The sequence below is a fragment of the Marinagarivorans algicola genome, from assembly GCF_001292705.1.
GTDB lineage: Bacteria > Pseudomonadota > Gammaproteobacteria > Pseudomonadales > Cellvibrionaceae > Marinagarivorans > Marinagarivorans algicola.
Genome location: NZ_LGAK01000007.1, coordinates 115,753 through 137,077, shown reverse-complemented (window position 1 = coordinate 137,077; position 21,325 = coordinate 115,753). Strand labels below are relative to the sequence as shown.

The following is a 21,325-nucleotide window of genomic DNA, read 5'->3' as shown; positions in this document are numbered from 1 at the left end:
CGTAACGGTGACTGTTTGGCCATCTTCAACATTGGCTGTGGTACCGCTTAGGGTGATATCGCTATCATCTTCGCTGGCGCTGATCACATCGTCAGTACTGATCGCCGATAAGGTCACTGACGGTAAATCAACAGTATGGGCCACTGTGCGGGTCGCTTGCGGTGCTGCATCGCCAGCGGTATTGAATACATCTGCTGTTAAGATGTGTGAAGCCATTAAAGCCTGCGCATCAGCGGCGGGCACGGTGATCGACCAGCTATCACTGTTAACCTGCGCGGTGTAAGTGGTACCGTTTAGCACGACCGTAACCGTTTGGCCTTCTTCCACATTGGCCGTTGTACCGCTGATAGTCACATCATTGTCGTCTTCTAGCGCACTAATAATATCGTCGCCAGCAATCACATCAACCGTAATTAAAGGTGTATTCACTGTGTGGCTAATGGTGCGCTCAGCTTGTATCGCCGCATCCCCCGCCACATTCGAAACATTCACCGTAACACTTTCGCTCGCCCCTAATGCTTGCGCATCGGCTGCTGGCAAGAGCGTTGACCAAGTGTTGTTATTCACAGTGGCACTGTAGGTTTTACCATTAACCGTAACAGTGACTGTTTGGCCGTCTTCAATATTGGTTGTGGTACCGCTTAGGGTGATATCGCTATCATCTTCGCTGGCATTAATCACATCATCACCAGCCACAACATTGATGCTTATCACGGGGGGAGCAACAGTATGCGCGATAATACGCGTAGCTTCATCAGCAACATCACCCACTGTGTTCGACACATTTGCAGTAATGCCCTCTCGGGCACCTAAAGCTTGAGCATCGGCTGCCGACATTTCAGTGGACCAAGCATTATTAAATACTGTTGCTGTATAAGTTTTACCGTTGACAGCCACTGTAACAATCTGGCCATTTTCCACATTTGTAGTAGTCCCACTAAGCGTTACAGAGCTATTATCTTCAGTTGTATTGATCACATCATCACCAGCCACAATATCGATAGTGACTGTCGGCGCTACTAACACGTGGCGAATAGTTCGCATGGCCTCAACAGCAGCACCGGCTGCGCTTGAAGCATTAGCGGTCATATTCTCTGAGGCATCCAAAGCTTGTGCATCACGTGCAGGTAAGGTCGTGGACCATGTATTATTACTGACTACCGCGGTATAGTTTTTACCATTAAGAGTCACTACAACTGTTTGGCCATCCTCAATATTTGTTGTAGTGCCCGTAATGGGAACTGGACTGTTATCTTCAGTTGTATTGATTACATCATCAAAAGCTACAACATCAATAGTAATGGCTGGTGTATTAATTTCACGATAATCAACATCATTAGCCGAATCAAGATTCGGTAATGTTGTAGGATCATTTAAAGTGCCATTCACATCGGTGTAAGTATCACCATTATCACGCACAGTATCTAAGCCGTTAACGCCAACTGTATCAGAGAGTGTAATTTGTACCTCGGCCAAATCCGACAAACCATCGCCATCAGAATCAATCTCAATATAATCTTGATCGCCATTCGATAGCGTATTAACAGGGTCCAGACCGCCAGCATAATTTAAATCAACACCAGTACTTTTATTGATAATACCACTAGGCGCAATATAACCAGCTGTTGTTTGCGCCTCGATATTATCGGGAATACTATCGTTATCACTATCCAGATCAAAATAATCAGGTATTCCGTCATTGTCGGTATCACGTGTCACACAATGTGAAATAGTGGATATTTCAATCGTGTTATTACCGCTTGACCCACTCGCTTTATCTGATGTGATGACTAATTTTTTAACTTTTATATGGCGTACATTTAAGCTTAATACTTCCAATGCATAGTTGGCTGGCTCGAATAATTGCTTTAGGCCTACAAAAGTATATGCATTATCCTGCGGTACCACTGAGCCATTAGACGTAAAGTTAGGCGCACCTAGAATAATGGCATTGTTGCTTTCATCATAAGCTTCAAAAATAAGGCGATCATCATAATCCAGTGCGCCAAACATCATATTTTCAATAAATACTGGATTATTAAATGTAAGAGTATAAATAGCAGATCCGGTACCATCGCTCACGTTCTTAGGTTGTATTTTGATGACATTTTTAGACAGTTGGGGCTCATTAATAATTGTAATGCCGCTACCCCACTCGCTACCGCCCGTTAAGCGATAACCCAAATCAAAATAATTTCCATTTAACTCAGCTATATTGGTAATAACGCCTCTGCGTGCTCCGGCAGTCAAGTCACGACCGGGCGTATAAAGCTCAGTGTTCACCTCGGCATCTAACGCACATATTTGCTCTTGCGTATTTAAAATACCGTCGTTATCGCTATCAAGATCGGACCGGTCAGCAACGCCATCATTGTCATTATCTAATATCGTGGCGCTATCATAAGCGAAGTACTTAGTATAGGAATCGGCGGCATTGCCTGAACGATCAGATACCTCAACAGTCAGCGTATTACTTGCTTTTAATGCAACAACATCTTGTTGAGGAAGCCTTAAGCTCCATGCATTGCGATTCACAGACGTTGTGTACGTTTTAGTATTTAACGTTGCACTAATGATTTGACCATTTTCCACATCTCTTGTGGCACCACTAATAATAATATCGGCATCATCTTCATTCGCATCAACAAAATCATTCGCTGCAATAGTATCGATGGTTATCGTAGCCGCTTGCACGCTAATACAAGTACAGCCTAGTAAAAACGCACAGCCCATACGAGCCACTGGCATTGACCTAGATATCAATATTTTCGATAGATACCGCATTGCGCCACACAAAAAATTTAACATTAAAATGCACCTAGAACTGTCATTATTTTAATTTCTCAATATTCTCAAAAACATTAAGGAATACAACTCAAGAAATACGCCAAGATGGCAATGAAAATTTCTTACACCAAAAACCTATTAATTAAAATAAAGCTTAGCAAACAAATTGTAATTAACACGCCTCAAGATATAGCTTACGATTTATCACACCCTCGTATTTAGCGATTTGCATAATGCTAATAAACATTTATTCAGTACTCGCATTATGCAATAGGATATCGCAAAAAAATGTCGCTTATAGATATAAAAAACATATCCACTATAACCAAGCGCAAACACCTTAAACGCCAAGTAATACTTACTTAAGCAGTGTGAAGCATAACGATGTAAAACTGTGTAAAACTGTGTAAAAGATGACATTTTACCCTGAATATTCCCTATAGATAGAACCAAGGCGACTAAAATTATCAGCAAGCTTCACAGCAAACCAAAAAACACACAATATGTTTATTTTCACGTCAATATTAGCTTAGGCACAGCCCTTGCTATAGCCTTAGTATCTATTCAATCAGGAGATTCGCCATGCGTCATACTGTCAAAGTCTGCGCACTCATTGCCGCTGGAACTTTCAGCACAATGGCACATGCCAGCCCATTCACCAACTGTCCTAGCAAAGCTTTTTTGCTACAAGGCTCACCCGTTGCTGCCTATGAGCTGAACTTAGCAACCGGCACCTATACAGTTTTACAAAATGACGTCGGTATCGCGGGTAATATTAATGCTGTGGGATTTAACGATATTGATCGCTACATCTATGGATACAATTCGAACTTAAAAACCATTGTGCAAATTGATAATAGCTTCAAAGCCACAGCACTAAATATTAACGGATTACCCGAAAATGTTACCTTTTATGTCGGTGATACCTACAATAATAATTATTACTTGTATCGTAATGGCACAGGTTTTTACAAGATAGATTTATCACCACTCGCAACTGATATTAATGCCAATTTAACAGCAGTACTCATAACCCCATCAACTCCAGCAAGCCTCACCGACTTTGCCTTTCACCCATTCAACAATAATTTATATGGCGTCGATAATAAAAGCGGCACACTCTATGAGTTTGATATAAATAGTGGCGAAACGCGCACTATTGGCGATACTGGCGTCACAGGTACCTTTGGAGCGGCATATTTTGATGTCGATGGATATCTCTATATAGCACGCAATAATGACGGTTTTATTTATCGCATAGATTTAGGCGCCGTAGAGGTGGCAGAATTAGAAGGCCCTAAAGCAACTCTATTCGCCATAGGCCCAACCTCAAGCCAAAATGACGGTGCACGCTGTGCTAAAGCCCCCATTATTGATGACAGTGAACCTGCTACTATCGACTTTGGAGATGCACCCGCTAGCTACGGCACGTTACTTCAAGATAATGGCGCCAGGCATGAAATCGACGGTACAACCTATTTAGGCTTTAATGCTCCAGCGGGCAAATATAACGGGCCTGATAGCTCCAACTTTGAAGACCCTGATGATGATGGCATTGGTTTTGTAACTTCACTCGAAACAGGCCTCGATAGTGCAATACAAGTTATCGCCTCAACAGAGGGCTACCTGAATGCTTGGTTTGATTGGAATCAAGATGGTGATTTTGAAGATGAAGGAGAACAATTAATTAGCGAGCAGCTATTAGCGACAGGATCAAATACTTTAGTTGTCAGAATTCCAGAAGACGCGACACCTGGGCAAACTTGGTCGCGATTTCGATTTAGCCAACAGCCAATACTCTCACCCTCTGGCGGTAGTACTACGGGCGAAGTAGAGGACTACCTCGTAGAGATCACCAACGTACCATTGCGCTATAGCTATTATCCCTCTAGCAATGGTTGGACAACTATCGCCTTTGAAGACAATTGGCCACAAACAGCAGACTACGATATGAATGATGTTGTTTTTGCTCTTCGCTACACCACTGTGGTCAATACACTGACCAATAATGTTGAACGCATTGATATTCGCGGCAAATTATTAGCTTTGGGCGGGAGCTACCACAGCGGCTTCGCTATTCATTTACCCTCCATCAACGCCAGCAGTATCAACAGCTCAACGGTACAGATGCGCGTTAATGATATCCCAACAGGGTCCCCGCTAGAGCTCGGCCGTACACAAGCCATATTTATTATTAATGACCACCTCAACGAAGCCGTTACCCCTATATGTAGTTTTTATAGAACTCAACAAGATTGTGATCAAAACATTACTTTTAACTTTGATCTCAGTATTCCATTCAGTGAAGAGATCAATGCCAACAACATGCCCGCAGCACCTTTTGACCCCTTCATTTTTGCGACGCCCAACTATTATCACGGCTCTGCTTTTAGTCAAGCGCCAGGGCGTAGCTACGAAATACACCTTGCCGATCACCCACCCACCGAAGCATTCGATGTCAACTTTTGGGGCCTTCAAGAAGATACAAGTAGCGCCGAAGAAGGCCGCTATTATCGTACCAAGAACAATCTTCCTTGGGCAATGGAAATGAGTAGCGACTGGCAATGGCCTAAAGAGCGCATCGACCTACTGCAAGCCTACCCAAGCTTTGCTGAGTTCGTCACCTCCAGCGGCCAAAAAAAGAACAACTGGTACGCTATTAATGAAGGAAACACTCAGCATATTTTTATGCATTAACAACCACATTCGCTCGAGAGATCACGCTTTGAGCCTGTTGAAAATAATAGCGTTCATCACGCATATTATTAATGCAATCAGCCAACAGTATTCAAACACCCTCAGGAAATAAGAGCAACCAAAATCAACTTAACTGCTTTTGAATGCGAAGAGAGCCAAATAATGAAAGAATTACTGATACCAGCAATCCCCCTTATTGTCACATCATGCTTGATAACAGCCTGTGGTAGCGGCGGCAACTCAACTACCAACACAGACGCGGCTGTCGCAAGCACCTCAGTAATAACTGACAACATTAGTTCAAGTTCAGTCATGAGCTCCAGTATGACCATTAGCTCCGAACCTGCAGGAAGGAGTATTAAAACAGGTGATTTGATAGCCGATAAAAACTTTGATTTTGCCACTCAAAAAAACGTGCATGTCACCGTTCAATCTAGCGACACATCCATACAAAATACACGCTATCAACTGAATTTTTATACTGACTATCAAACAGATAATGACGTATACCTACCTCACTTTAAAACACAATTCGCCAGCGGTGTTTTACTTAAAGGCAAGTTCACGCAAACGATCCCCCTACCCAACAATACACACGTCATATTGGCAGAGCTATGGCCCTATGATGGCTCCGCTCCCATCCAAGCCCTACTCAGTATTGAAGAGGGTAAAGCAACATGGGAGTTATGAATAAAACGTTATTTGCAAGGCTAAATATAAAGCGTTAGGCGTAGAGAACGGCATACCGCCTATTGGCAATCAATGGAATGATGAGCATGGGTAACAATAAAACTTTCTCATTGCCACACATTTTATATAATCACGATATTGCGCGCTTCACCGATTAACACAATATATACAGAGCGAGGGATTAACCGCTTATTTTTAAAAATCAATAACATCAGACATTGAGATAATGCACAATACACTCTCGAGTGAGCAGTGTCACAATACCGTAGTTAATCCGTCATATCATTGTAATGCAGTAGCACTAGCCTCAGCTGAATTTAGCGGAGACTTACTTCATGCATACTATTCCACCCCTTTCACGTCGTCATTTTTTAGCTACAGCGCTTAAACATTCGAGCGCTATTATTGTCAGTGCCAGTGCATTAACTGCATGCAGTAAAGACAGTAATAAAACCTCTGCAATCGCAGACACACAAACACCCAACAATCCAACACAAAGCCAAAAACCACAAGGTAACGGCGGGGCATTTAATCATGGTATTGCCAGCGGCGACCCTGCTCATAATGCTGTAATTTTATGGACACGCATCACTCCAACATCACAAGGTGCTGTCGAAGTATTGTGTGAAGTAGCCGAAGACGAGGCATTTACGCGCATTATCGCTGCACAGCTAACCAGTACAGACGGTATGCGTGATTACACTCTGAAAATTGACATGCAAGACCTACAAGCTGGTAGCCGTTACTTTTATCGCTTTAGCACAAGCACACAACAGTCACCGGTTGGTAGTACAAAAACATTACCAGAGGGTGCAACAGAGCAAGCAAAATTTGCGGTTGTATCTTGCTCTAATTATTCTGCAGGGTTTTTCCATGTTTATGGTGAAATCGCTAAAAACACTGATTTGGATGCAGTATTACATTTAGGTGATTATATTTATGAGTACGGGCCAGGTGTGTATGCCAGTGAAGATGCACAAACACTGAACCGTCAGGTTGAACCCGCCAGCGAGCTTATTACGCTGCAAGATTATCGTACGCGCTATGCCCAGTATCGTACTGACACCAACCTACAAGCCGCACACGCGAGCACACCTTTTATTTGTGTATGGGATGACCATGAAGTCGCCAACGATGCGTGGCGTGAAGGCGCCGAAAACCATTCATCAACACAAGGCAAGTATACAGATCGTTTAGCCGCCGCCCTGCAAGCTTATGCCGAATGGATGCCAATAAGACCACCCGTTGAAACGGATATTCATAGCTTACAGCGCAATTTTATTTATGGCGATTTACTAAATTTAAGCATGCTCGATACCCGCCTAGCCGGCAGAGACAAGCAGCTAGCGCTCAGTGATTATTTAGCGACAGGTAGCTTTGACGAAACGACTTACACCGCCGATAGCACCGACCCCAGCCGTACATTGCTAGGCGTTGATCAGCGTGAATGGTTGCTTGATCAGCTAAGCAATGGCGCCACTTGGCAAATTTTAGGGCAGCAAGTACTTATGGGTGTTATGGAGCTACCTACAGCCGTTGTCACTCAGCAACTATCATTAACCGATTTTGCAACACTTGCACAATTGGCAACAACTGCTCAAAACACACCAAAAGCCCTCACTACTGAGCAGTTACAATACGTGCAAGACAACGCTCATTTACTGCAACTTGGCAGCCTTCCTTATAACCTAGATGCGTGGGATGGATACCCGGCCGAGCGACAACTTATTTTAGAAGCTGCACAACAAATCAATAGCAACCTTATTGTACTCGCTGGCGATACCCATAACGCTTGGGCTAATAACTTAACCGTCAACAATGAACCTGCCGGCGTGGAATTTGCGACATCCAGCATCTCATCACCAGGGCTTGAACAATACTTAAACTTAAAGACAGAGGAAGCCGTCCAGCAAACAGAGGCTGGGCTTACGGGGTTTATTGATGGCCTACAATATACTAATTTAGCTGACCGTGGCTATATACTTTTAACCCTTACACACCAGCAAGCTATCGCAGATTTCCAATTCATTAGCTCAATCAAAACGCAAGACTACACATTACTCAGCGATCGGGCACAAAAAATCAGTGTACAAGCAGGCGAGCACACACTCACCATGAGCTAACTTGAGGCTTCGCAACATAAATGCCGATCTCATCACTATAGGCATAACCATAACAACAGCAAAAACTGCAAAACTAGTGCACAAAAAAGAGGCGACACCTGTGTCAACAGGGTCGCCTCTTTTTGCATGTCACTGTATTTATTGATGCCCAATGATTGATGACTAGCTAATAAATTATTAACCCATAGCTCTTACATTCTCGGGGAGAATTTACAGCTTGGGCTTTTCCTCTTGATTACGCTTAACCCAATAGTGTGCATTTTTAATGTCTAGCGCCTCTGGTGAAAAGGTGAACTTTTCTACACCTTCATCTTGCTGCCTAGAGTAATCATCCAACGCCTTTAAAGCCGGACGTGTACGATAAAAAATACAAAATATCGCAATCAAATTAAGCCACGCCATTAAGCCAACACCTAAATCACCCAGACCCCAAGCAAGATCAGCAGTTCTGACACAGCCATAGAAAGTGGCGGCAACGATGGCAAGCTTTAACACTACCGGCAAAAATGGAATATTGAGATTACGCATTAAAAAACTAAGATTGGTTTCAGCAATATAGTAATATGCGATAATCGTTGTAAAGGCAAAACCCGATAAAGCGACCGCCACAAATAGCGAGCCAAAACCCGGAAAGTGATGCTCTATGGCTAGCTGGGTAAAGGCAGGGCTACTCGCTGAAATATCAGCCGCTAGGTTTTGCACCAAAAATCCAGCCTCTGGCGCATGTACATTATAAGTACCAGCAATCAAAATCATTAAAGCTGTTGCCGTACAAATGCACAGTGTATCAATATAGACCGATAGCGCCTGAACCATACCCTGCTGAGCAGGGTGATCAACATGCGCGGCGGCCGCGGCGTGAGGCCCTGTACCTTGACCCGCCTCGTTAGAGTAAACACCTCGCTTAACCCCCCAACCAATAGCGGCCCCAACACCGGCCATTGGACTAAAGGCATCCGAGAAAATCTGCCCAAAAATTGCTGGCAATATGTCAATGTGCATACCTATAATAATCACAGCAATAATCACATAAAGCACCGCCATGGCAGGAACAACTATTTCAGTAAACTTAGCGATACGCTTGATACCGCCAAAAATAATTGCCGTCAAGAGAGCGCCCGCAATTATGCCCGTAATCAAGCCACTCATCTCAAACCCACTAGCAGACACCAGTGAAGAATCATTTAGCGCCTGTGTTACTGCATTAGCAATGCTATTAGACTGAACGCCCGGCATTAAAAAGCCAGCCGAAACTACAGTAACAACAGCAAAAACTTGTGCAAAACGCTTCCAGCCGAGTGCCTTCTCGATATAAAAAGCAGGCCCCCCTCGAAACTGCCCTTGCAACTCTTCTTTATATATTTGCCCAAAAGTACTCTCTACAAACGCTGTCGCAGCCCCTAAAAAAGCAATCACCCACATCCAAAAAATGGCCCCAGGGCCACCAAAACCAATCGCTGCCGCAACACCCGCAATGTTACCTGTGCCTACACGCCCTGCTAACGACATGGTTAACGCCTGCAAAGAGGAAATACCCGCTGAATTAGACTTGTTAGATCTAAGCAGTCGAATCATCTCAGGTAAGTAGCGAACTTGTATAAAGCGCGTTTTGATTGAGAAGAATAAACCTGCGGCTAAACATAAACCAATTAAAGCAGGACTCCATATTATTGCGTTTAATTGATTAATTAGATCTTGCATACACCATACCTTTTCAACCTCAATTTTTGACCAAAAAAAATACCAATTTAACTTAGACGAATCAGCAATAAAAAGCCTCAACGTATAATCTCTCAACTATCTTACAGCGTCTATTTAATCAAGCATACTTAGCTGATAATATGATTTATTCGATACGCATCCACCCTATTATGAGGTTCCACTCCATATGATACCCACGAGCAACGAAAAAATATTAGTACTCAGTACCGGCGGCACCATTGATAAAGACTACTTTGATCGCATTACCGAATACCAAGTCGGCGAGCCCTCAGTCGTCAACATTCTCAAAGAGGCCAACCTTAACGCGCAATTTGAGTTTGTAGAAGTTCTTAAAAAAGACAGTCTCGATGTCAATGACGACGATAGAGCGCTCATGAGCCAAGCCATATTAGCCAGCAACTGCAAAAAAGTACTGATTACACACGGAACAGACACCCTAGTTGATACCGCCAAGTACTTACAGCAAGCCGTCACACAACGCGCCATCGTGCTTACCGGTGCATTCAAGCCCGCCATTTTTAAAAGCACCGATGCCTCGATCAATATCGGGACGGCATTAGGTGCCTTAAGTGTTCTACAAGAAGGTGTCTACATCGCCATTAGCGGCCGCGTCTTCCCTGCCGATAACGTCAAGAAAAACTATGAGAAGTGCCAATTTGAAAACTTATAAACCCAGTCACAGTAACGTGCAATCAACCTCTAAAGAGGACATCTACCAACTGCTACTTGCACAACTTAACAGTTTGCTCGACGACGATGTAGATTATATCGCCAATACAGCCAATTTTTGTGCCGCCATTCAGCAAAACTTCCATTTCCATTGGGTTGGCCTTTACCGCGTTATGGGCGAAGAGCTTGTACTGAGCGCTTTTCAAGGCCCTACAGCCTGCACACGTATCCCTTTTGGTCGAGGTGTTTGCGGGCAAGCTTGGGAGGAGAAAAAAACACTGATTGTCGGTGATGTTCATTCACACCCCAATCACATCACTTGCTCGGCCTTAAGCCAATCTGAAATTGTAGTCCCCCTTTTTGATAGTCACGGTAACGTTAAAGCTGTTCTTGATATTGATGCCGATATTGTCAACGCCTTTGATACTCTTGATAAAGACTACCTCGAAGAGTGCGTCGCCCTGCTGGCTAAGTACTACTAAAACCTCCATCGACCTTTAAAAACCTAGGCCATCCAAAATTCAATAGACACAAAAAAACGCCCCTAGCAAATCGCTAGGAGCGTTTTCATAAGCCCAGTAGTACTGAGTGCTTACATCTTAAATAACAAAACTGGCTAAATTAGCGTACTAATTTCACACGTTTTGCTGGCTCGTTTTCTGTCGGAATCACAAGCATCGGTACGCCTTGACCACCCACTTGCAATTGCGCACCATCTTGAGCAGGTAGAATAATACCTGGGAAGTCAAAGCTTACTTGGCGAGCAAGATCAACCGAACCGCTGCCCATGTAAACCGCTTCGCCGTCGCCATTAAAGCGATTACGTAAGGTTAATGTGTAATCAAACGTGGTATCACCTTCAGCCAAAAAGCCAAAATCACCGTAAGCATCTAACTGATACTGCAATACTGAGCTATTGGTTTCAACGTCAGCAACATACAACAAATTACGCGAACCCGTTGCTAAATTATCAATACCGCTCGCAACAGTACCGGTTGTGCTTCTGTTATTTTCTGGATCTAAGGCATTCAAATCACCCACAATCGCACGAAAATCAGGCTGGCCATCTTCATTCACATCAATATTCATGGTTAAAACATATTGTGAAAAATGTGTCCAATCTTGCGGAGCATTAAATGCAAAGGCAACACTTTCTTCTGATACCGAGCGGTAACCCAAGCTGCTGCCTAAGTTGCTGTCTCTTGCATTAACGTCAGTTTGTGTAAAACCTAAAACAGTTGCGTCACCAAACGCCACGTTACGCAACTTAAACTCATCACCCTGGCGAGAGATATTCACACTAGAGGCTGGCTCGATCAATGCCATGTAACCCACACGCAACGATGCCTCGGCACTTTCAAATACTACCCAACCGTCATACTCACCTAATGCATCAGCTTCGCCTTGTAATGCGTTAGATTGCATACGTAAAGTGACCGGTAAACGTGCACTTTGACCTGCCGCTACATAGATTTCTTGTGATACTTCAACCGTAATACCCGCCGAGCCGGCACCCGTGTTCTCTTCAACGCTCACTTTAAAGCGCTGATCTTTGTCAGAGAAGTTAGTCACTTCAACCCATTGGGTCATAGCATCGTTGTACTCGGGCTTAAACGAGCCAAAACCTAAACCGCCAGGCATCGCATAAGCCGTTGAATTCAACGCTTTTTCGATATCAATAATACCGGTACCTTGCAAGCTTAAAGGTGGTGAACCTACTTGACCTAATAATTTTGCAGGTCGGGCTGAGTTTTGAATGATTGCCTTAATAGCATCAGGGCCAAGCTCAGGGAACTTTTCACGCAATAAAGCCGCCATACCAGCGACTTGCGGCGCTGCCATAGAAGTACCCGATATAGTCAATGTCTCGCGACCACTACCGGCAAGCGCACTTTCAATTTCATCACCAGGAGCAGCAACATCAGGCTTGAAAAGCCCTGTCGCACCGGGACCACGTGAGCTAAAGTCAGAGATGGTATCGTCATCGATAGTGTTAGCACGGGTATTTGATGCAGCAAACTCACCAGCAATCGCACTGCTATTAAGCTCAGCTAATAAAAGAGCGCCTTCGGCTTGGCTAATCATCGCCGCAGGCAAGGTAACATCAGTACCACCCATCGCAAACGGAGCGCCTGGCACATTGTTAATCACAACCGCAGCACTTGCGCCAGCGGCCAATGCATTTTCAAGCTTCGTAGTAAAGGCACAGCTACCACGCGAAATCACTGCAATACCGCCATCAAAACTATTGGTCAGCGCATCACATGCCTCAAAAGGCTCACTAACACTTAAAGCGCCTTCAATGCGGGTATCCAATTCAGGAGAGATCGCGGCATAGGTTGCAAAAAAGTCATAGTCATTGCCCGTCTCAGCATCAAAGCTCAAGAAAAAGCTCTCTACGCCGCCAGCCAATGATGATGCAACAGCAATCACACCCGGCGCTGAAGCCGGTGAACCGCTCACATAAGCAATATCGTTACCCGAGTTACCCGCTGAAGCCACAACTACCGCACCGGCCTCTACCGCATTTTGCGCACTCACAGCTGTTGCTGCATCAGGGCTACCAAACAACGAACCCAAACTCATGTTAATAACGTCAACCGCATCTTCTGGGTCACCGTCACCATTGGGATCGATGGCTTTTTCAATCGCTTGAGAGACAAGATCTGTCGAGCCTTCTGCACCAAAGACTTTTAATGCGTATAAATCTGCTTCAGGCGCAATACCTGTCGCCATATCAGGGCCAAGGCTGCGCCCTGCTGCAATACCCGCCACATGACTACCGTGGTTGCCGTCATCCACGGGGTCAGGATCAGGGCTAGGTGTTGATAATTCCGAATCCCCAGCATCATAATCAAAGCCAGCAAAGTCATAGCCATCAACCACAACAGGCGTTGGGAAGGTGCCTGGCTCAATAATGGCTGGGTCATTACCGTCGTAGTCGTCTTTATTGCCCGAACCTAAAAAGTCAGAGTGGAAATAATCGATACCACTATCAATAATCGCAATTGTTTGACCTTTACCTTTCAGGCCATACTCAACATGTGCGCGCTCACCACCTACCCAGCGTGTACTATAAGTACGCTGCGCATCTAATATACGCTTAGGCACCACTGATTTAACACGTGTTTTTTTGCTTAATGCATCCGCTTGTTCGCGTGTTGCCTTCACCGAAAAACCAACATCAGTTGCTACCACGGGGTTAATCGCAGTAAAGCCTGCAGCCTCTGTTTGCGCAATGACTTTTTTCAGCTCTTTTCTTACTTTGGCAATGTAACTTTTTCTTTGCTGTTCAGTAACTTTTTTACCTTGGCTAGCTTGGCGCTTTTGCCATTCAACAACAGAGGGCATATCCACACGAATAAAGTAGCTACTAACCGCTTCTTTATTAAACTTAACCGATCCACGAATATCCAAAAAATCCTGTTTAGCGGGGATCACTGCATCGGCTGCACTGCATAACGGAATAGTACCGCCAGCAATAGCGCATGACACAACCAGTGACAACATTTTTAATTTCATCGAGATATTCCTCACAATCAAACATATATTAATAGGCTTTAAATAAGAATCAAAAGCCAAGACACCTACTTAATATAAGACGAAGGAATAACCGTTATCCTCAATGAAATAAGTGTTTTTTTATTGGTAACTGACAAAAAACTGACATAATCACCCACCACTCTTAATGTACGCACCATAAGTGAGCCCCCATCAAACAGCCAGCAACACTCATCATTCAACGCAATAATGCGTGCATAAAAGTATATTAATCAAATGATTGTGTCGCGGCACCGAAGTTGGATACTCATATACCTAAAAAATAATCTATCAGCACCCAGAAAAACAAAAACCCAATACTATAAAAATAATATTGGGTTTTAATCGGTCATTATATAAAGTAAACAAACGACCCAAAAACTCGCCGAAGCGAGCTTTTTAATTTACAACCTAAAAGCCATAGCTAGCTCTTAAGTAAAAAGTACGACCGTACGCATCAACATAGCGTGGGTCCCACCCTACCTGGTGACCCGCACCACTACTACGTAAAGTTAAAGGAGGTTTTTTATCCATGAAGTTTTTGATACCGAAGGTAAGATCAAGCTGCTCATCCATTAAACCCAATTTCGCTTGATAATCCCATGTCACATAAGAAGGAACATATAACTGTATCGGTGTGTCGGTACTAAAGTCAGCTTCACCAGTTTCAGCATCAATCAAATTAATTGATTGGGCTTGATCACGATAACCTGAGCGGAAATTAGCTGCTACGCCGTGTGAAAAAACACCATGATCAATACCAACGTTTAACTGGACACGATTTCTGAAAGTTACAGCATCATTATCACCAAAACGACCCAAGCTTGAACCCGTTAGCGAGCTTTCTGACTCGATCATATAGGTTCCGGTCAATGCTGATGTTAACTCTCCAATCTCGGTATCAACTGTTTGACTAAAACTATAGTCTATACCTTTTGCATTAAAAGTACCGCCATTTACAGCAGCTTGAATAATTGCCAATTCATTTTCACTGGTAGATTTATTCAATCGAGTAGTAAATAAATCACGGTAAACTTCAGCATTATTAAAAATTTGAGCCTCTGTTAAACGCTCTACAATATCTTCAATTTCTACGTCCCAATAGTCAACCGTTAGGTTACTACCGTTCGCTGGACGGAAAACAAAACCAGCAGTTAACTGAGTAGAAGTTTCAGGCTTTAACGTTGCTGTACCCTCACGAAAAACACCATACTGTGAATTGCCTGTTAAGCAAGCATTATACAGCGGATCTGTAGACAGGAATGGGCAAGGAAAATTCCCAGAGGTTACACCAAAGTCACTACGTGGCTCGGCAATTTGACGCATACTAGGAGCTTTAAAACCTGTACCATATGATGCACGCAGAGCAAGAGTTTCAGTTGCATCCCAACGACCTGTAAATTTATAAGTCAAATCGGTTTCAGTATTACCAACTACCCTATCATCAAGATCATCTTGAATATCGCCAATGCTGTCGTAGCGTAAAGAAGCTGTCATTTCAAGACTATCAGTTAAAGGCATGAAATATTCAGCGAAAATACCCCACTGCGAACGTGATAAGTCGTAAGGAGTATCTTTTGATAAGAACAACAACTCTTCATTCTTATTTGCTTCTGCAATATTGCGCGTATAGCTTTGCTTTCGGACATCAAACCCAGCAGCCAAAACCGACTCACCACCGTTCATATCCATAAGTGGCATACTGGCTTTAGCATCCCAAGAAACAACCTCAGTGTCGACACTATCCCAGTTTCCACTATAGACAGCGCCTTGGAGCGCCGCCCTTTCTGACTCAGGAATTGACTCAGCGTCAACAAAAATATTTAAACCGCCTGACGAAACAAGATCATTAAATTCTTCCAGCAACAACCAGCCAGTAGGATAGTTCTGTTTTTGCTCATTACGAGAATAAGTGACAGCTGTGTCATAAGTTATATCATGAAAGCTACCTTCTAGACCAAAAACAGTACTTAACGCTTCAGATTCACGCTCCGTTGTTCTGTTGCCAGCTGCAAGTGAGCGCCAGCGACCACCGACGTTAACAAGATTATCTTTCTGCACATCAGTCAGATGAGGCAGAATCTCATCAGCAACCAACTTCGAGTCATTAGGTAGCGTCACCCAGCCCGTAGGATACGGGGCAATACGAGATGTCAAGATCGAATCAGAGTAGACGATCGTACCGAACGCGGTTAGGTCATCATTGATCGCTACGCGGCCATTCAAAAACAATGAGTCTCGCTCTTGCTCCGGAATAATTTCTATCGTGCTAGTAAAGTCAAAGAAACACTGCTCACCGGCATCAGTTGTGTCGTTTTTGCCAAGCAAAAGCGGAGCATTACTCTGAGCACATTTCTTTCCATTATTTTGGAAATAAGGGTTAAATTGATATTCAGTTAACCTTTCATCACGGTCTGTAGCAGGGTCATCGGTCTTATCAGGGTCGGTATAACGAACTCTCGCATTACCGGGGATAGCATTACCAGAGCCTCTAAAATAAATACCATCTACACCAAGCCCTGGATGAGTAACGGTTAAGATTCCTGTTTTTGCAAAGTCACGATCTATTGATTTAAGAGCGTCACGCTCCTCATGGCTAAAAGCCGCAACAAATGAATAGCCATCTTCATCAAAGCTACCAAAGCCCGTACTCAGGTCAAAAGAAAATGTTTCACCTCCACTTTCTTGAGGGGCGTCATAACCAATAGATATACGCGTTTCATCGACTTCATCCTTTAACTTAAAGTTAACTACGCCCGCAATAGCATCAGAACCGTATAAAGCACTGGCACCATCAGTAAGTACCTCTACAGTCTCTAAGGCGCTCACAGGAATAGCACGTAAATCAATCACACCACCAGAAGCTGTTGGTGCCAAGCGACGACCATTGAGCAAAGTTAACGTGTAAGCTGCGCCGATATCATGAATACTGGCCGTTTGAATACCGCCGCCGCCGCCACCAACAGAATCAGCGGGTGTTGTAAAGCCTTGCATAGCTGGTATCTGAGCAATGAGATCACCCGTATTAGTAACACCTGTGCGGGCAATATCAGCAACATCCAGAATTTGAATAGGCAACGAACCTTCCAAATCTTCACGTACGATAGCAGAACCAGTAACAATAACCTCTTCAACAGGCCCGGCGTTTTTCCCTGGCTTTTCTTGAGCTAAAGAAGCTGTAGAAAAAACCACCAGAGCGGCTGAAACAGCCACTGCCAGTTTATTTTTTGGATGATATGTAGACATTTAAGTTCCCCATTATATTAATAATCTTCAGTGTCATGACGTACCGCTCACATTTTTCCTCAATTTTAATTACATTTTTTTTAAAAAAGATGACTTCCAATCCTTTTTTTTACAAAATACCAATTAAGTTTGAGGTAAACACCCCTTGCGACGTCTTTTCACGTAAGCTTCACCCCTATTATCCACTTTTTCCATCTCATTGCCTACTTTTAGGCTAAGGTGTTTCATGTTTCTTTCTAGCATTTCCAGTCAGCCCGCAGGGTTAAGGCCTTTATTTTTTACCGAGGTCTGGGAGCGTATGAGCTATTATGGCATGCGTGCCATGTTAGTTCTTTTTATGGTAGACGCCATTGAAAATGGCGGTCTTGGTATTACCGATAAAAATGCAGTGGCCATTTATGGTATCTACACTGCTGCGGTCTACTTGCTTGCCCTCCCTGGCGGCTGGATTGCTGACAGGCTAATAGGCGCTAGACGCTCAGTTTTTTGGGGCGGCGCTATTATTGCTTCTGGGCACTTTACCATGGCAGCGCCCGGCTCTTACTCCTTTTTTATCGGCTTGATGCTGATTGCTATTGGTACAGGCTTGCTCAAACCCAATATTGCCGGCCTTGTCAGCGCGCTGTACAGTGAAAATGACCGTCGCCGAGACGCTGGCTTCACTTTGTTTTATATGGGTGTCAACCTTGGTGCAATCTTGGGCCCCTTAGTTTGCGGAGGCTTAGGCCAAAGCGAATTATTTGGCTGGCATTGGGGTTTTGGTGCTGCCGGTGTTGGCATGGTACTGGGTTTAATTCAATACAAACGTGGCGAGCACAAATTAGGTGATGCCGGCTTAGCGGTATCGGCGCCTTACGAAAACCCACAAAAAGCGTGGACTATTATTTTAAGTGGCGGCGCTTTATTGATCGCTATTTTTTCAGCCATTGCCTTAGGCTGGATTAATATTTCTCCACAAGTATTGGCGGTCTACACCGCGCAGTTTATTTCAGCTGTATTCTTTTTTATATTTTGGATATATTTTATTCTTTGGTGGCCTAGACCCTAAAGAAAAAAAATCTTGCTACCTCATACTGACACTATGCATCGCCTCGGCTATATTCTGGTCAGGCTTTGAGCAAGCGGGTTCATCACTCAACTTATTTGCTGATCGCTACGTTGATAACACCATTGACTCCCTCTCTTTCACTATACCTTCGAGCTGGTACCAGTCACTTAACCCCACCTTTATTGTGCTGCTAGCACCACTTTACAGCATGCTATGGATTTGGCTCTCTAAGCGTTTTTTAGAGCCTAGCTCACCCGTTAAATTTGCCTTTGGCTTACTATTGCTTGCCGCAGGCTTTGCCGTCATGATTGTTGCTGCAAAAATTGTCACCGGCGGTGGCTTGGCAGCACCCTACTGGTTGGTACTCACTTACTTACTACATACTATGGGCGAGCTATGTTTAAGCCCTGTGGGCTTAAGCGCGATCAGTCGTTTATCCCCCAAATCTTACGTGGGGCAAATGATGGGGCTATGGTTTTGCGCCTCTGCGATCGGCAATATTCTAGCCGGCTTACTTGCAGGTCACTTTGATAGCGAGTCACTCCAAGACTTCCCCGATATTTACATGCAAATTGTTATCCTATGCGGCGTTGCGGGCATACTTTTATTAGTTTTCTCAAAGTCGCTAAAACGTTTAGACCCTTCCAGCACCAAAAGCGAGAGCTAGATCATGAGCACTAAGACGCTAGCCAGCATGATCGCCAGCGTCGCTCTTATGAGCGGCTGCTCAAGCGGATCAGACAAGGTCACAACCACGCCAACTGCACAAGAAAAGCCCATGACTGTAACACCTGTAACACAACAGGTGTCACCAGAAGATTTTTTAACGCAGTTTAATATCGACATTAAAACTATTAGCGACGAGGCGGGTGCCGCACAATGGGTGCGCGCTACCTACATCACCGAAGATACCGCTTTATTAGCTGCCAAGGCTTCTGAGCGCTATCAGGCCTATCTAAGTCAGGCGGTCAACCAAGCTAAGCAATTCCCTACACAAGGCATGAGCAAAGACACGGCGCGTGCCCTTAAGTTGTTGGTTTTGTCGACGTCAATGCCAGCCCCTGCTGATGCCAAAAAACGTGCAGAACTGAGCCGTATCGCCACCGAAATGGGTGGTATTTATGGTGCAGGGGAATACTGTCGCGAAGATGGTAGCTGCCTACAACTGCAAGAGCTCGAAAACATTTTAGCCAGTTCAAGAAACTACGATGAGCTCCTTGAGGTATGGCAAGGCTGGCGCGAAGTCGCCATTCCTTTACGCCCAAAATACGAGCGCTTTGTAGAACTAACGAATGAAGGCGCCAATGAATTTGGGTATGGCGATCTCGCACAAATGTGGAAAGCCAGTTACGATATGCCTGTCGCCGAATTTGAACAGGTCGTTGATGGGCTTTGGACTCAAGTGCAACCTCTTTACGAGCAACTGCACTGCTATGTGCGCCACGAGCTAGGCGAAACCTACGGCAAAGACAAGGTTGACCCCAATGCACCGATTCCTGCACACCTACTTGGGAATATGTGGTCACAAACATGGAACAACATTTATGATGTTGTTGAGCCTTTTCCAGGTAAATCAACGCCCGATGTCACTCCGGCTTTGCTTGCTCAGGAATACGACGCAGAAAAAATGACCCGCGCCGCTGAAGAATTTTTTGTTTCACTCGGCCTACCTGAGCTGCCCGATACCTTTTGGCAGCGTTCGATGCTCACCAAACCGCGCGATCGCGATGTGGTATGTCACGCCAGCGCTTGGGACCTCGACGGCGGTAAAGACCCTCGCATCAAACAATGCGTAGAACCTAATGCCGAGCAGCTCTCAACACTTCACCATGAGCTCGGTCACATTTATTACTTTTTAATGTACAAAGACCTTGAACCTCTCTTTAGAACGGGCGCGCATGACGGTTTCCACGAGGCTATCGGCGATACCATTGTGCTCTCGATGACACCCGAGCACCTTAAAAAGAAAGGCCTCATCAAAGACATTGCTAACGGCAATGAAGCTAAAATCAACCAACAAATGCGTATGGCGCTTGAAAAAATCGCCTTTTTGCCTTTTGGTAAGTTAATTGATGAATGGCGCTGGAAGGTTTTTTCTAAAGAGATCCCACCCGAGCAATACAACGCCGCATGGTGGGATTTGAGGAGAAAGTACCAAGGTATTAGCCCGCCAACAGCTCGTGATGAGCGCTATTTTGATGCTGGAGCTAAGTATCATATACCGGGTAATACACCTTACATACGCTACTTCTTATCGTTTATTATTCAGTTTCAATTTCATAAGGCGCTCTGTGACACCGCAGGCTTTAACGGCGAAATCTCTGACTGTTCTATCTATGGCAGCAAAGAAGCAGGTAAGCAACTAGGGGACGTACTGGCGATGGGGGCTAGTCAACCTTGGCCCAAAGCTATGCAAACGATGACCGGGCAACCTCACATGGATGCCAGCGCGTTACTCGAGTACTTTAAACCCTTGCAACAATGGCTTTCCCAAGAAAACGCCGATCGCCAATGCGGATGGTAAATCACATTTAAGCCTCACACACTCCTTTATAAGCCCAGCGTCAAATCGTTTGACGCTGGGCTTTTTTGTTGGGCCAGATGAAGCTCACCACTTTAAGCGTAAAGCGATGCAGGCGCTCCCCCACACCGGAGAAATGATATACACGCCAAAATGGTGCCCCAGCTACAAGACGCACCATAAAATAACAGTGGTATTTAACCGCATTCTGATAAGACGCAAAAAAAGACCCCAAATTAGATTTTTCTCCCAACAAACCTTGCAAAATGAGTCAAATATTCT

Annotated in this window: 12 protein-coding genes; 8 read left to right on the top strand and 4 right to left on the bottom strand. The window is 44.4% G+C overall.

The features are described from left to right. Nucleotides 1-2,748: hypothetical protein (locus AC438_RS03210; protein WP_202904698.1), on the bottom strand; the 2,748-nt coding region annotated here is incomplete at its 3' end. Between the two features lie 621 nt (nucleotides 2,749-3,369). Here AC438_RS03210 and AC438_RS03205 point away from each other — a divergent pair. From AC438_RS03205 to AC438_RS03190, 3 genes are all read left to right on the top strand, one after another. Further along, complete coding sequence (locus AC438_RS03205) at nucleotides 3,370-5,484, top strand: LruC domain-containing protein (RefSeq protein WP_053979823.1); 2,115 nt, start codon at nucleotides 3,370-3,372, stop codon at nucleotides 5,482-5,484. 162 nt (nucleotides 5,485-5,646) lie between these two features. Beyond that, a complete protein-coding gene (locus tag AC438_RS03195; RefSeq protein ID WP_156316979.1) occupies nucleotides 5,647-6,174 on the top strand; it encodes a hypothetical protein in 528 nt (175 codons plus the stop codon). Nucleotides 6,175-6,509: 335 nt separating this feature from the next. Further along, nucleotides 6,510-8,297, top strand: a complete 1,788-nt coding sequence (locus tag AC438_RS03190; RefSeq protein WP_053979820.1) for an alkaline phosphatase D family protein — start codon at nucleotides 6,510-6,512, stop codon at nucleotides 8,295-8,297. Nucleotides 8,298-8,507: 210 nt separating this feature from the next. Here the strand turns inward: AC438_RS03190 and AC438_RS03185 are convergent, their stop codons facing one another. Next, nucleotides 8,508-9,998, bottom strand: coding sequence for an alanine/glycine:cation symporter family protein (locus AC438_RS03185; protein ID WP_053979819.1), 1,491 nt, complete (start codon nucleotides 9,996-9,998; stop codon nucleotides 8,508-8,510). 187 nt (nucleotides 9,999-10,185) lie between these two features. On the opposite strand from AC438_RS03185, the gene AC438_RS03180 reads away from it, so the two are divergent. Both AC438_RS03180 and AC438_RS03175 read left to right on the top strand, forming a co-directional pair. After that, nucleotides 10,186-10,689 (top strand): asparaginase domain-containing protein, encoded by a 504-nt coding sequence (locus AC438_RS03180; protein ID WP_053979818.1) that lies wholly within the window; start codon nucleotides 10,186-10,188, stop codon nucleotides 10,687-10,689. Continuing rightward, on the top strand, nucleotides 10,676-11,170 hold the full coding sequence (locus AC438_RS03175; protein WP_202904697.1) for a GAF domain-containing protein: 495 nt from the start codon (nucleotides 10,676-10,678) through the stop codon (nucleotides 11,168-11,170). The genes AC438_RS03180 and AC438_RS03175 overlap by 14 nt, the downstream gene beginning before the upstream one ends. Nucleotides 11,171-11,309: 139 nt before the next feature. On the opposite strand, the gene AC438_RS17310 is transcribed toward AC438_RS03175, so the two are convergent. Then, nucleotides 11,310-14,210 carry a S8 family serine peptidase gene (locus AC438_RS17310; protein WP_053979816.1) on the bottom strand — a complete coding sequence of 967 codons (2,901 nt, stop codon included), beginning with the start codon at nucleotides 14,208-14,210 and terminating at the stop codon, nucleotides 11,310-11,312. A 429-nt stretch (nucleotides 14,211-14,639) separates the two neighbouring features. Next, nucleotides 14,640-17,474: a TonB-dependent receptor domain-containing protein gene (locus AC438_RS03165; protein WP_053979815.1), complete on the bottom strand. Its 2,835-nt coding sequence runs from the start codon at nucleotides 17,472-17,474 to the stop codon at nucleotides 14,640-14,642. Nucleotides 17,475-17,700: 226 nt separating this feature from the next. Between AC438_RS03165 and AC438_RS17060 the strand changes: the two genes are divergently transcribed. From AC438_RS17060 to AC438_RS03155, 3 genes are read left to right on the top strand one after another with little or no spacing between them, the layout of a single operon-like run. Continuing rightward, on the top strand, nucleotides 17,701-18,522 hold the full coding sequence (locus AC438_RS17060) for a peptide MFS transporter (protein WP_202904696.1): 822 nt from the start codon (nucleotides 17,701-17,703) through the stop codon (nucleotides 18,520-18,522). Further along, nucleotides 18,419-19,189 (top strand): oligopeptide:H+ symporter, encoded by a 771-nt coding sequence (locus AC438_RS17055; RefSeq protein WP_202904699.1) that lies wholly within the window; start codon nucleotides 18,419-18,421, stop codon nucleotides 19,187-19,189. The genes AC438_RS17060 and AC438_RS17055 overlap by 104 nt, the downstream gene beginning before the upstream one ends. 3 nt (nucleotides 19,190-19,192) lie before the next feature. Then, a complete protein-coding gene (locus tag AC438_RS03155; protein ID WP_053979814.1) occupies nucleotides 19,193-21,046 on the top strand; it encodes a M2 family metallopeptidase in 1,854 nt (617 codons plus the stop codon). Nucleotides 21,047-21,325: the final 279 nt, after the last annotated feature.